This window comes from Segatella copri (assembly GCF_009494395.1).
In the GTDB taxonomy this organism is placed as follows: domain Bacteria; phylum Bacteroidota; class Bacteroidia; order Bacteroidales; family Bacteroidaceae; genus Prevotella.
Genome location: NZ_VZCB01000052.1, coordinates 103,379 through 116,911, shown reverse-complemented (window position 1 = coordinate 116,911; position 13,533 = coordinate 103,379). Strand labels below are relative to the sequence as shown.

At 45.8% G+C, this 13,533-nt stretch carries 9 protein-coding genes; 8 read left to right on the top strand and 1 reads right to left on the bottom strand.

Translation table 11 applies throughout. The features are described from left to right. Nucleotides 1-3: 3 nt before the first annotated feature. The 7 genes from F7D73_RS06415 to F7D73_RS06385 all read left to right on the top strand — a co-directional run bounded on the left by F7D73_RS06415 (nt 4) and on the right by F7D73_RS06385 (nt 9,193). Entirely contained in the window at nt 4-1,137 is a 1,134-nt protein-coding gene (locus F7D73_RS06415; RefSeq protein WP_153086353.1) for a dTDP-glucose 4,6-dehydratase, read from the top strand. A 242-nt stretch (nt 1,138-1,379) separates the two neighbouring features. Beyond that, a complete protein-coding gene (locus tag F7D73_RS06410) occupies nt 1,380-2,345 on the top strand; it encodes a PCMD domain-containing protein (protein WP_153123199.1) in 966 nt (321 codons plus the stop codon). Between the two features lie 126 nt (nt 2,346-2,471). Continuing rightward, entirely contained in the window at nt 2,472-3,551 is a 1,080-nt protein-coding gene (locus tag F7D73_RS06405; protein WP_228117656.1) for a BamA/TamA family outer membrane protein, read from the top strand. A gap of 12 nt (nt 3,552-3,563) precedes the next feature. Beyond that, the gene (locus tag F7D73_RS06400; RefSeq protein WP_153123195.1) at nt 3,564-5,294 is read left to right on the top strand and encodes a phosphoethanolamine transferase; all 1,731 of its coding nucleotides are present in this window, start codon (nt 3,564-3,566) and stop codon (nt 5,292-5,294) included. Nucleotides 5,295-5,438: 144 nt separating this feature from the next. Then, the gene (locus F7D73_RS06395; protein WP_153123193.1) at nt 5,439-6,968 is read left to right on the top strand and encodes a carbon-nitrogen hydrolase family protein; all 1,530 of its coding nucleotides are present in this window, start codon (nt 5,439-5,441) and stop codon (nt 6,966-6,968) included. 64 nt (nt 6,969-7,032) lie between these two features. Continuing rightward, the gene (locus F7D73_RS06390; RefSeq protein WP_153123191.1) at nt 7,033-8,160 is read left to right on the top strand and encodes an o-succinylbenzoate synthase; all 1,128 of its coding nucleotides are present in this window, start codon (nt 7,033-7,035) and stop codon (nt 8,158-8,160) included. A 19-nt stretch (nt 8,161-8,179) separates the two neighbouring features. Further along, nucleotides 8,180-9,193 (top strand): AMP-binding protein, encoded by a 1,014-nt coding sequence (locus F7D73_RS06385; protein WP_153123189.1) that lies wholly within the window; start codon nt 8,180-8,182, stop codon nt 9,191-9,193. A 39-nt stretch (nt 9,194-9,232) separates the two neighbouring features. On the opposite strand, the gene aroB is transcribed toward F7D73_RS06385, so the two are convergent. After that, nucleotides 9,233-10,279 (bottom strand): 3-dehydroquinate synthase, encoded by a 1,047-nt coding sequence (gene aroB / locus F7D73_RS06380; protein ID WP_153123187.1) that lies wholly within the window; start codon nt 10,277-10,279, stop codon nt 9,233-9,235. 293 nt (nt 10,280-10,572) lie between these two features. Here aroB and F7D73_RS06375 point away from each other — a divergent pair, with 293 nt between their 5' ends. Further along, the gene (locus F7D73_RS06375; protein ID WP_153123185.1) at nt 10,573-13,515 is read left to right on the top strand and encodes a TonB-dependent receptor; all 2,943 of its coding nucleotides are present in this window, start codon (nt 10,573-10,575) and stop codon (nt 13,513-13,515) included. Nucleotides 13,516-13,533: the final 18 nt, after the last annotated feature.

Below are 13,533 nucleotides of genomic sequence, written 5' to 3'. Positions count from 1 at the left end.
GAAATGAAGAATATCATTATCACGGGCGGTGCTGGTTTCATCGGCTCACACGTAGTAAGACTTTTCGTGAACAAATATCCTGAGTATCACATCATCAACCTCGACAAGTTGACATACGCAGGCAACCTGGCTAACCTCAAGGACATTGAGGACAAGCCTAACTATACTTTCGTTAAGGGTGATATCTGTGATTTCGACCTGATGTTGAAGCTGATGCAGGACTACAAGGTGGATGGCATCATCCATCTCGCTGCCGAGAGCCACGTAGATAGAAGTATCAAGGATCCATTCACTTTCGCTCATACCAACGTGATGGGTACCCTGTCTCTGCTCCAGGCGGCAAAGATTTACTGGGAGAGTCTTCCTGAGGGATATGAGGGCAAGCGCTTCTACCACATCTCTACCGATGAGGTTTACGGTGCATTGCAGATGACTCACCCTGAGGGCATTCCTGCTCCTTTCACTACAAAGGCGTCCAGCGATAAGAACCACGAGGCTTACGGCGAGGAGTTCTTCCTGGAGACTACCAAGTACAATCCTCACTCTCCATACTCTGCATCCAAGGCAAGTTCAGACCACTTTGTCCGTGCTTTCCACGATACATACGGTATGCCTACCATCGTGACCAACTGCTCTAACAACTATGGTCCATACCAGTTTCCTGAGAAGTTGATTCCGCTGTTCATCAACAACATCCGTCATCGCAAGCCATTGCCAGTATATGGTAAGGGTGAGAATGTGCGCGACTGGTTGTATGTAGTAGATCATGCCCGTGCCATCGATATGATTTTCCATAAGGGCAAGATTGCCGAGACTTACAACATCGGCGGTTTTAATGAGTGGAAGAACATCGATATCATCAAGGTGGTTATCAAGACCGTTGATAGATTGCTCGGCAGAAAGGAAGGCGAGGATATGGACCTCATTACTTATGTAACAGACAGAAAGGGTCACGATATGCGTTATGCCATCGACTCTAGAAAGTTGCAGAAGGAATTGGGTTGGGAGCCATCTCTCCAGTTTGAGGAGGGTATCGAGGAAACTGTAAAATGGTATCTTGATAACCAGGAATGGATGGACAACGTAACCTCTGGTGATTACCAGAAGTACTACGACAACATGTATTCCAATCGATAATTGATACATATTATTATACATAAAGTCCTGCATTTGCCACTCAGTCAAATGCAGGATTTTTTGTTTTTATACGATAAAAAACGACTAAATCTATTATTATTTCTTAATTTTCAATCATTATTTTCCGGAAAACTGAAAACTACGGAAAATTTTTCTATCTTTGCAAGTCCTATCACTTAAGACTTGAAATCTTCTCGTAGGTTGAATAGAAACAAAATAGAAATGAAATAAAAGAAACGGGTATGGAAAAAAAAATAGTATTTAGCTTGGCAATAGCTTTGGCATCCTTATCTAGCCTTCCTGTACAAGGACAGAAAAAGGTAGTTCCATTAAAATATGGAAACATGGATCACTGGGTGATTAGAAACATCAAGGAGTCGGCTATCATTGGTGGAAATCAGAAAACCATCTATGCCGTAGGCCCTAATATGACCCTCAATGGCAATACTCCTTATACCAACAAAGGTGGTTCCCCCTGGGGATCATCCAATGTTCTGGCACATGTTTCGGGTATCTACAAAACCAATAACTCGGTTTATCGTGACAAGCGTGGCAATGGATATTGTGCTAAATTGGAAACCCATATAGAGAAAGTGAAGGTGCTTGGACTTATCAATATCAAGGTTCTGGCAGCAGGTTCCCTTTTCCTGGGTGATGTACGTGAACCGATTACGAGTACCAAAGATGGTCCGAAAGCCATCAATTGGGGTATTCCGTTCACTGCACGTCCTAAGGCAGTACAATTTGACTATAAAACATATATGCCTCAATCAGCTAACCGTATCAAGCAGAATGGATTCAGTGGAGCATCCACTGTAGCAGGTCGCGACTATGCCATTGCCGTACTCTATTTGCAGAAGCGCCATGAAGATGCTCAGGGAAACATCACTGCCAAACGAGTGGGCACGATGGTAGTAAAGTATGGAAAAAGTACCAACGGATGGGTGAATGATGCTACTTATACCATTCATTATGGCGATATCCGTCACATGGCTGGTTATGATGCTGCTACGATGGGACTTCGCTCTACCGACTATGCCCGCAACAGCAAGGGAAAAAGTGTGCCGGTAAGGGAAACCGGATGGGCGGGCAATCATGAGACGCCTACGCATCTTATCCTGCAGTTCTCTTCATCCCATGGTGGAGCCTATATCGGTACACCGGGTAATACATTGTGGATAGATAATGTGGCATTGGTTTACGAGTAAAAATCACATGTAGAATCAAAGATTATAGACTTTATGAAGCATATTCTGACAATACTAGTCATGATGATGGCATTGGGCTGTTATGCCTCTGAGCCATTTTCGCAAGATACAATCCCCTCACAGCAGATGGCAGATACAACCCGGCATGCCAGAAAATCATGGATGACACGATTTCTTGACTATTTTAATGATGCCAACAAAAACAAGGAGCATAAGCGGTTTGACTTCAGTATCATCGGAGGTCCTCACTATGCTTCTGATACGAAGTTTGGCTTAGGAATGGTAGCTGCAGGTCTTTATCGTTCAGACCCCAATGATACCCTACTTCCTCCTTCCAATGTTTCGCTTTTCGGTGATGTGAGCACGGTAGGTTTCTATATGTTGGGTGTTCGTGGAAATCATATAGCACCTCGTGGTCGTTATCGCATAGACTATCGTCTCTATTTCTATTCTTTCCCTTCTGATTTTTGGGGAATAGGTTACGTGATGGGCGATAACGATGACAATAAGAGCGACATGAAGCGATGGCAGGCACAGGCTGAGGCTGCTTTCCTGTTCCGGGTGGCAGACAATTTCTATGTTGGTCCGATGGCTAGTTATGATTATGTAATTGGTAAGCACATTGAGCGTCCGGAGTTACTGAATGGAATGGATCACCATACATGGAATGTGGGAGCCGGTGTATCGCTGGTATATGATAATCGTGATAATCTTACCAATCCGCATCGGGGCATCTATCTCAATCTGAAGCAGATGTTCCGCCCTCGGTTTATGGGTAATGATTATGCCTTCAGTACCACAAAATTCCGCTTTGACAGCTATCAGCAGTTGGGAGAGGGTACGGTTCTTGCCGAAGATTTTGGAGCAAATTTCAATTTCGGCAATCCTTCATGGGGTATGATGGCCAATTTAGGTGGAACCAGTTCTATGCGTGGTTATTACGAGGGTCGTTACCGTGACAAGCATTCCCTGGAGGCTACGGTGGAGTTGCGCCAACATGTTTGGAAACGGAATGGCATCGTGGTCTGGGCTGGAGCTGGAACCGTTTTTCCTAAATTCTCTGAATTGCGCAGTAATCGGATTTTGCCTAATGTTGGCGTGGGTTACCGATGGGAGTTTAAGAAGAATGTCAATGTACGTTTGGATTATGGATTTGGTAAGTCGGGACAGTCTGGCTTCCTGTTTAATATCAATGAGGCATTTTAATACAAGAGAAGAATGAATCGTTTATCCTATATATATAATAAGGTGTCATCGGGGCAATTCCTGTATGCTTATGCTGTGGTGGCATTGCTGTTGCCTAATATAGCCTTGTGTTATACCGAGTGTTTGACTCCGTGGGCATGTGGTGTCAATGTGTTGCTGCCTTTGTCGCTGTATATGTTGTTCTTTTCTGCGGCTAAGCGTCCTGGTAAGATGGTATGGTGGGCATTTATCTTTGTCTTTTTCGCTGCGTTCCAGCTGGTATTGCTTTATCTTTTCGGAACGGGAGTGATAGCGGTAGATATGTTTTTGAATCTCGTAACTACCAATCCCGGTGAGGCGATGGAGCTGCTCGATAATCTGGCTCCTGCCGTGGTTGGTGTCTTCGTGGTTTATTTGCCCTTGCTTATCCTGGGGGGTGTCAATATCAGAAGAGATAGCCGGTTGTCGGTTTCTTTCCAGCAGAGAGTCCGCCATTGGGCAATGCAGATTGGGGCTATAGGACTGTTCTGTCTGCTGGCAAGCTATCTGGTGGTGGATGATTACCGTATGCGCAATCAGCTTTATCCCGTCAATATCTGCTACAACCTTTATCTGGCTTTTGAGCGCAATGCTGCTTCAGAGAATTATAAGGAGGTAAGCCGGAATTTTAAGTTTGATGCCAGGAGCGAGCATTCTGCCACGGCTCCCGAGGTGTATGTGATGGTAGTAGGAGAGACGGCACGAGCTCATAATTTCAGTCTTTACGGCTATCCTCGGAATACCAATCCTCTGCTTTCCAAGACACCGGGTATCAAAGCTTTCCCGAATGTGACAACGCAGAGCAATACTACCCATAAGAGTGTACCGATGCTCTTGTCTGCTGCATCAGCCGAGGATTTTGAGCGACTTTTTCATGAGAAAGGCATCCTGGCGGCCTTTAAGGAAGCCGGATTCCATACTGTGTTTATCAGCAACCAGTTGCCCAATCATTCGTTTATCGATTTTTTGGGAGAACAGGCTGATGAACATTATTTTCTGAAGAAAGAGGATGCTTTGCAAGGTAATCATTATGATGAGGATTTGTTGCAGAAACTGGATGAGATATTGCCCAAGGCTGATGCTTCCTCGTCTGCCCATTACCATTACCGTTATCGCAAACTCTTCGTGGTTCTTCATTCCTATGGTTCTCACTTCAATTATCAGGAGCGTTATCCCCGTAGTTTCGCTTACTTCAAGCCTGATAGCAGGAGTGAGGCAAAACCGGAGAATCGGCGTGATTTGTTGAATGCTTACGATAATACTATCCGATATACCGATTATATCCTGCATGGTATCATTGAACGTCTGCAGAAATGGGAGGGGGTACAGACTAAGACGGATGGGGTATATGATCAGCCTACATCAGCGATGCTCTATACCAGCGATCATGGAGAGAATATCTTCGATGATGATCGCCACCTCTTCCTTCATGCTGCCCCGAAGGCTTCGGATTACGAACTGCATGTGCCTTTCATCATCTGGACTTCTGAAGGATTCAGTAAACAATATCCGGATATATTGAAGGCATTGGGAGAAAATCGGACCAAACAGGTACAGAGTAGTCTTTCGGCTTTTCATACCATGTTGGGCATCGGTGGCATTCAGACCCATTATCGTCAGGATGAATACTCGATGGCAAGTGATAAATATCATCCGGTAAAGTTGCTCTATCTCGATGATCATGACGAGGCAATACCGCAGGAAGATGCCAAGTTTTTGCGTTAAATTCTAAGCCAAAAGGCTTTCTTACAGCAAAATATATGAAAAGAGTTTTCGTAAATATCAATTATTTACGAAAACTCTTTGTCGTATCTATAATTTGCTGTAACTTTGCACCCGGATTTAGATAATAATAAAAATACAGTTGTTATGGAACCAACTCGAAAAATCGAAAAGGTGAGCATGCGCAACCTCCGCATGGAGGATTATGACCAGCTTGCCAAGTCATTTAAGCGTATTTACGCAGACTCAGATGTATTCTGGACAAAAGAACAAATTAAGAAACTCATTACAATCTTCCCTGAGGGACAGGTGGTTATTATCGTTGACGATAAGATTGTGGGCTGTGCGCTCTCCATCATTGTCAACTATAATATGGTGAAAGGCGACCATACCTATGCTCAGGTGACAGGTAATGAAACCTTCAATACCCACGATCCTAATGGCAATATCCTTTATGGTATTGAGGTATTTATCCACCCTGATTATCGTGGCTTGCGATTGGCTCGTCGTATGTATGAGTATCGCAAGGAACTCTGCGAGAAGCTCAACTTGAAGGCTATCATGTTTGGTGGTCGTATTCCAAACTATCATAAGTATGCTGACAAGATGCGCCCTAAGGAGTATATCGAGCATGTAAGAAACCGTGAGATTTACGACCCGGTTCTTACTTTCCAACTCTCCAACGATTTCCACGTACGTCGTGTGATTCGCAACTATCTTCCTAGTGATGAGGAGAGCGAACACTGCGCAACCCTCTTGCAGTGGGATAATATCTACTATCAGCCACCTACGGATTCCTATGTAGATAGAAAACCAACCGTGCGAATCGGTCTGGTACAGTGGCAGATGCGTCCATACGCTTCGGTAGACGACCTTTTTGAGCAGGTAGAGTTCTTCGTGGATTCCGTGAGTGATTACAAAAGCGATTTTATCCTCTTCCCAGAGTATTTCAATGCGCCATTGATGGCACGTTTCAATGATTTGGGTGAGGCACAAAGCATCCGCATGATGGCTCAATATACAGAAGAAATCCGTGACCGTTTCCGTGAACTGGCCATCAGCTACAACATCAATATCATTACCGGTAGTATGCCTTATCTCAAGGGCGATTCCCTCTACAATGTCGGCTTCCTTTGCCGTAGAGATGGTAGCGTGGATATGTATGAGAAGATTCATGTAACTCCAGATGAGCAGAAGTGCTGGGGATTGAGTGGCGGTAGCCATATCCAGACTTTCGATACCGATTGCGGTAAGATAGGTATCGTGATCTGCTATGATGTGGAGTTCCCTGAACTTTCCCGTCTGATGGCAGAGGATGGTATGCAGATTCTCTTTGTTCCATTCATGACCGATACGCAGAATGCTTACTCTAGAGTAAGAGTCTGTGCACAGGCTCGTGCCATCGAGAACGAATGTTATGTAGCCATTGCAGGTAGTGTGGGCAACTTGCCTCGTGTTCACAACATGGATATCCAGTATGCCCAGAGTGCCGTGTTCACTCCTTGCGACTTTGCCTTCCCTAACGATGGTAAGCGTTCGGAGGCAACACCTAATACCGAGATGATTCTCGTATCAGATGTTGACTTGAATCTCTTGAACGAGCTTCATACTTACGGTGCCGTTCGAAATCTTCGTGATCGCCGCAAGGATTTGTATGACTTGAAGCAGAAGAAGTAAGTTAAGTGAAGAGTGAAGAACGAAGAGTGAAGAATTCAATTGTATTGATATATAGATATAAAGAATGTATAAGATAGAAATCTCGGAGCGCACGCTCCACTTTAAGCAGCCAGCAGGCACGTCTCGTGGAGTTTATACCACGAGACACAGTTATTATCTGACTCTTACTTCGGATGAAATGCCGGGGATAGAAGGAGTGGGAGAGTGTGCTACGCTCCCTGATTTGAGTTGCGATGCCAAACCGGAATATGCAGTCACCCTTCGACAGGTATGTCAGATGGTGGAACAGATGGGACGCATCCCATACGATATGATTCGTGCTTATCCTAGCATCACTTTCGGCTTGGAAACAGCCTTCGCTTCGTTCTTCGATGCAGCGAAGAAGTTGTTAGAGATTGTTCCTGCTGAAGGAGCATCTTCTTCTTCAGAAATGTTGAAGCAGAAAGGGGTCTCTGTTCCAGCAGGAATGGAGAACCTGGTAGATCTTTACGACTCTCCTTTCGGAAGAGGAGAAGAGGGTATCACTATCAACGGACTGGTATGGATGGGTACTTACGAAGAGATGTTGGCACGATTGGAGGAAAAGCTTCAGGCTGGTTTCCATTGTGTGAAACTGAAGATTGGTGCCATCGATTTCTTCAAGGAACTAGACCTCATCAAGCGTATTCGTGATGTCTATACCCGTGAACAGGTAGAACTGAGAGTGGATGCCAACGGTGGATTCCTGCCGGAGAATGCGATGAGCCAGCTGGAGGCTTTGGCTAAATATGACATTCATTCGATTGAGCAGCCTATCAAGCAGCATCAGTGGCCTAAAATGGCCCAGCTCTGTCGCGAAACACCGCTTTCTATCGCCCTAGACGAGGAACTGATTGGGGTGAATGTCCGAAGTATGAAGCAGGCTTTGCTCGATACCGTCCGTCCTCAGTATATCATCCTGAAGCCTTCGCTTCATGGTGGAATCTATGGATGTAACGAGTGGATTGAGTTGGCTAACCAGCGTGGCATCGGCAGTTGGATTACCTCTGCCTTGGAGAGCAACATCGGTCTCCATGCCATTGCCCATTATGCTGCCAAGGTATATGGTCCGAATGTCCAGATGCCACAGGGGCTGGGCACCGGTCAGCTCTTTACTGATAACATCCCAATGCCATTGGAAATCCGTGGCGATCAACTGTTTGTCGTAAAATAACTTAGGAAGAATTCTTGAAATGACATTAGAAGATTTCCTTTCCGAATGGAATAACGATAGCGACCGGGTGCTTGTACATACCAGTGGTTCCACAGGAAAACCCAAACTGATGATGGTAGAGAAGAAGCGAATGCTCAACTCAGCCCGCATCACTTGTGATTTCCTTGGATTGAAGCCAGGTGATAGTGCTCTGCTCTGTATGTCGCTTGATTATATTGCCGGTAAGATGGTGGTGGTGCGAAGCATTGAGCGCCATCTCCATCTTATTTCTGTACCCCCAAGTGGGCATCCTTTGAAAGATGTAAATAAAGAGATTACTTTCGCAGCCATGGTTCCGATGCAGGTATATAATACCCTGCAGGTTCCTGAGGAGCGAGAACGGCTCTGCCATATCCGTCATCTAATTATCGGTGGTGGTGCCATTGATGCAGCTTTAGAGAAGGAACTGAAGTCATTTCCCGGCAATATCGCTATCTGGAGCACTTACGGCATGACCGAAACCTTGTCTCATATTGCCCTGAGGCGAATCAATGGTGATGAGGCAAGCGAATGGTATCAGCCTTTTGATAGCGTTCATATCAGTCAGACCGAAGAAGGCTGTCTGGTCATTGATGCCCCTCAGGTTTGTGCTGAAACCTTGGTAACGAATGATATCGTGGAGATAGAACCCTATATATATAATAAGGTGGAAAAACTCCGTTTCCGCATCAAGGGCAGAAAAGACAATGTCATCTGTAGTGGTGGCATCAAGATTCAGATTGAAGAAGTGGAGACTCTCTTGAAACCTCATTTGGAAAAACCTTTCATGCTTGCCAAGAAGAAAGACGGGAAGTTTGGAGAAATCGCTGTACTCCTGTCTGAGGATGAAGATATAAAAAGAGTAGAGGCGACTGTCCGCCGCCTCTTATCTGATGAATCTGAAAAGTCTTCTGATCATAAAAAATATAAATATTGGATTCCTAAGGAATTCCGATATGTAGAGCATCTCCCGCTTACCGAAACCGGAAAGCCAAAGCGATGCTGTTTGGCATAAGGATACAATAATGGCGGGTTGATGGCCCGCCATATTATATTATCCTTCTCTAAAGAAGTCGAGTGCTTCTTTAATTTCTTCTGTAGTTGCTGTCTGGTTGATACGGATATCCCCTATACCGCCAAGCATGGTGAAGTTGATGATGCCATTCTGGTTCTTCTTGTCATGATGCATCAGCTCGATGAGCTCATCATAGTCATCACAGGTGATATTCAGCGTACCGTAGTATTCCTTGATGAAGGTTACGGTCTGGCGCATTTTGTCTGTTGGGAATCCTGTCTTTGCCACACTGAGGTAAAGCTCAGGGATAAGACCGAATGCTACGGCATAGCCATGCAGGATAGGCTTGCGCTTCAACGCCCAGCTCTCGAAAGCATGACCGAAGGTATGACCCAGGTTCAGAGCCTTGCGGATGCCCTTCTCATGAGGATCCAGCTCTACGATGCGCTCCTTTACCTTCACGCTGTCACCCACCATGCGCTGCAACTGCTTCAGGTCAGGGTTGGCAAGGTCGAAGCTTACCAGTTCTTCCCACATTGCCTCGGTAGAAATCAAGCCATGCTTCAGCATTTCTGCATAGCCCGAACAGATGTTCTCGGCATCGAGTGTCTTCAGAAATTCAGTGTCGAGAATCACGTACTTAGAGTCGTTGAATACGCCCACTTCGTTCTTCAAACCACCGAAGTTGATACCGGTCTTTCCGCCTACCGATGCATCTACCATGGCAAGCAGGGTAGTAGGGATATTGATGAAGTTGATGCCACGTTTGAAGGTGCTGGCTGCAAAACCACCCAGGTCGGTCACCATACCGCCTCCCAGGTTAATCATGCATGAATGGCGTGAAGCGCCACCCTCCTGCAGTCCCTTCCAGACCATCATCAGACTTTCTATGTCCTTATGGCTATCGCTTGCAGGAATAGTGATTACCTGTATGTGCTTCAGGCTATAGAAGTTCTTGATGACTGGCAGACACAGCTCTTGGGTCGTGGTATCGGTAAGCACAAACAGCTTGTCGTGCTCGCACTCAGCGAGAGCGGTTACCAGTTCGCTCTCCAGATGGGTTGATATGATTACTCTTTGACTCATAACTTACTAACGTTTAAAAAAAAGACGAATTTATATAGGGCCGTTGGGAAGTCTCGAAAGGACAACGCCACGGCTATTTTGGCTGCAAAGGTACGTTAAAATGAAGACAAAACAAAATAAAAAAGCACTTTTTTATCAATAAAAGTTTAAACCTTGATACATTTCGTTCGTCAAATGAAGCAAAATGCCCCAAAAAGTGCATCTGTTTTTTACAATTGCGCTCTAATCGGGTCTAATCATATAAAAGCAAGTCTATATACAATTTAGAAATAATAAATAACATTCAACAAATAATGAAAAGATCAATTCTATCGATGCTGTTGATGCTCGTTGCAATAGCATCCTTAGCTCAAGAGCGTTTGATTAGCGGTAAGATAACAGACCGCGATACCAAGGACCCTGTAGAGCAAGTAACGATTCAACTACTCAAAACCGACAGTACATACGTGTCGGGTGCCATTTCTAATGAGCGGGGACTCTTCCATGTCAATGCCCCGGCTAATGGCAAGTATCTCCTCAAGATTACCAGTGTAGGTTACAAGCCTACCGTTAAGCGCATCCAAATTTCTGAAGACAAGAATCTGGCAATGGGGAATGTGGTCATTGGTGCTGATGCTATCATGCTGAAAGGTGCCGTGGTAACCGCCATGGCTCAGAAGGTGAGTCTGAAGGAGGATACCTTCGTCTATAATTCGGCAGCCTACCGCACACCGGAAGGTTCGGTGGTTGAGGAACTCGTGAAGCGTCTGCCGGGTGCAGAGGTCAGCGATGACGGTACCATCAAGATCAACGGTAAGGAAGTGAAGAAAATCCTGGTAGATGGTAAGGAGTTTATGACGGGCGATACCAAGACGGCTCTGAAGAACTTGCCTACCAGCATCATCGATAAAATCAAGGCATACGACGAGAAGAGTGATCTCTCCAAGGTGACCGGTATTGATGACGGTGAGGAACAGACCGTGCTCGACTTCGGTGTGAAGAAGGGGATGAATAAGGGTGTGATTTCCAATATCGACCTGGGTGTGGGCAACAAAAACCGCTACAATATGCGTGGTATGGGTGGCTATTTCGCCAACAACAACCGATTCATGCTCTTTGCCAATGCCAATAATACCAGTGACCGTGGATTCGGCGGTGGTCCTGGCAGAGGATTCTGGGGCGGTGCCAACGGTTTGAATGCCAGCAAGATGATAGGCGCCAACTACAACTATGAGTTGAAAGACAAGTTCAAGTTCAATACCTCTCTCCGCTGGAACCACAGCGACGGCGATGTATGGAGCAGCCGTTCCAGCGAGAACTTCATGGGTACCAGCAGTTCCTTCAGCAACAGCTTGAGTCAGAGCTATTCCCGCAGCAACAGCTGGAATGGTAACATCCGTCTGGAGTGGATGCCTGATTCCATGACCAATATCCTCTTCCGTCCTTCCATCTCCTGGAGTTCCAGCGATGGCTTGAGTGGTAGCCAGTCGGCATCTTACAACAAGGATCCTTATACCATTACCACGAAAGATCCTCTTTCTGAGGAAGGTATCGAAGAGATGGAGAAGGCTGAGGCCATGGTGAACAGCCAGTTGACCAATGGCATCACCTACTCTGATAATAATAATATCAATGGTATGCTGCAGGTAAACCGCAAGTTGGGCAACAAGGGACGTAATATCACCTTCCGTGTGGATGCCAAATATACCGATAAGGACAGCAAAAGCATCTCGCTCAACAATGCCAAACTCTATCTCGTGCAGACTGCGGAGGGTAAGGATTCAACCTATCAGACCAACCGCTACAACCTGACTCCTTCAAAGAATTACAGTTATGCCGGTCAGTTGACCTATAGTGAGCCACTCTGGAAGGCTACTTTCCTGCAGTTCAGCTATAAGTTTACTTACAGCTACTCCAAGAGCGACCGCAGCACCTACGATTTCAGCAAGTATGCGATGAGTGGTGATCATGAATATCGCGGTTGGGACAGCTACTTGAATCCGTTTGCCGGTCATCTCAATGACTATAGGGATGATGATTTGAGTCGCTTCTCAGAGTATCGCAACTACAACCATGATATCCAGGTGATGATGCGATTCATCCGTCAGAAGTACAACCTGAACTTTGGTGTGATGGTTCAACCACAGCAGTCTAAGTATATCCAGGATTATCAGGGAGTGCATGTAGATACCGTTCGCAATGTGGTGAATGTGAGTCCAACCCTCGATTTCCGTTATCGCTTCTCAAAGATGAGTAACCTGCGAATCAACTATCGTGGTACAACCTCTCAGCCAAGCATCTCTCAGTTGCTCGACATCACGGATAACAGCGATCCGTTGAATATTTCGATGGGTAACCCAGGCTTGAAGCCATCGTTCACTCAGAACTTCCGATTGTTCTACAACAATTTCGTGCAGAACCATAACAAGGGTATCATGACTTTCGTCAACTTCTCTACCACCAACAATAGCATCAGCAATAAGGTGACATACGATGAGACGACTGGTGGAAGAATCACCCGACCTGAGAATATCAATGGCAACTGGAATGCGATGGGAGCCTTCATGTTCAACTGCTCTATCGATAGTGCAGGTGTATGGAACATCAATACTGGAGCCCATGCCAATTACAATAACTATGTAAGTTATCTGAGTCTTGACAAGAAATCAGACTCTCAGAAGAATACTACCCGCAGTATCACCTGGCGTCAGAATCTTTCTTTAAGCTATCGCAACGACTGGGCAGAGTTCTCTCTCGATGGTACGCTTACTTACAATAAGGCAAAGAACAAGCTTCAGCCTACCAGCAACCTCGAGACCTGGCAGTTCTCTTATGGTCCTAGCATGACGCTTACAGCTCCTTGGGGAACCAGCTTGAACACAAGCCTCTCTATCAACAGTCGCCGTGGCTATAACGACAGCAGTATGAATACGGATGAGTTTGTATGGAATGCTCAGCTCTCTCAGAGTTTCCTGAAGGGCAAGCCATTGACCATCATGCTTCAGTTCTACGATATCCTCCGCCAGCAGAGCACCTTCTCTCGTGCCATCTCGGCTACATCCCGTACGGATACCGAGTATAATGCCATCAACAGCTATGCGATGCTGCATGTGATATATCGCTTGAATCTCTTCGGAGGCAAGCAGGCACGTCAGGGTGGTCCTGGCGGTCCTGGCGGTCCTGGTGGTCCTGGTGGTCGTCCTGATTTCCGTGGTCGCCCATTCGGTGGTGGCCATCCAGGTGGAAGAATGTTCTAAGTGAAGTTTAAATAGATA

Bases quoted from the DNA above. Each gene is read 5' to 3' on its own strand.
- F7D73_RS06415 (WP_153086353.1), top strand. From the start codon at position 4: ATGAAGAATATCATTATCACGGGCGGTGCTGGTTTCATCGGCTCACAC.
- F7D73_RS06375 (WP_153123185.1), top strand. From the start codon at position 10,573: ATGAAAAGATCAATTCTATCGATGCTGTTGATGCTCGTTGCAATAGCA.
- F7D73_RS06405 (WP_228117656.1), top strand. From the start codon at position 2,472: ATGGCAGATACAACCCGGCATGCCAGAAAATCATGGATGACACGATTT.
- F7D73_RS06385 (WP_153123189.1), top strand. From the start codon at position 8,180: ATGACATTAGAAGATTTCCTTTCCGAATGGAATAACGATAGCGACCGG.
- F7D73_RS06410 (WP_153123199.1), top strand. From the start codon at position 1,380: ATGGAAAAAAAAATAGTATTTAGCTTGGCAATAGCTTTGGCATCCTTA.
- F7D73_RS06400 (WP_153123195.1), top strand. From the start codon at position 3,564: ATGAATCGTTTATCCTATATATATAATAAGGTGTCATCGGGGCAATTC.
- F7D73_RS06395 (WP_153123193.1), top strand. From the start codon at position 5,439: ATGGAACCAACTCGAAAAATCGAAAAGGTGAGCATGCGCAACCTCCGC.
- F7D73_RS06390 (WP_153123191.1), top strand. From the start codon at position 7,033: ATGTATAAGATAGAAATCTCGGAGCGCACGCTCCACTTTAAGCAGCCA.
- aroB (WP_153123187.1), bottom strand. From the start codon at position 10,279: ATGAGTCAAAGAGTAATCATATCAACCCATCTGGAGAGCGAACTGGTA.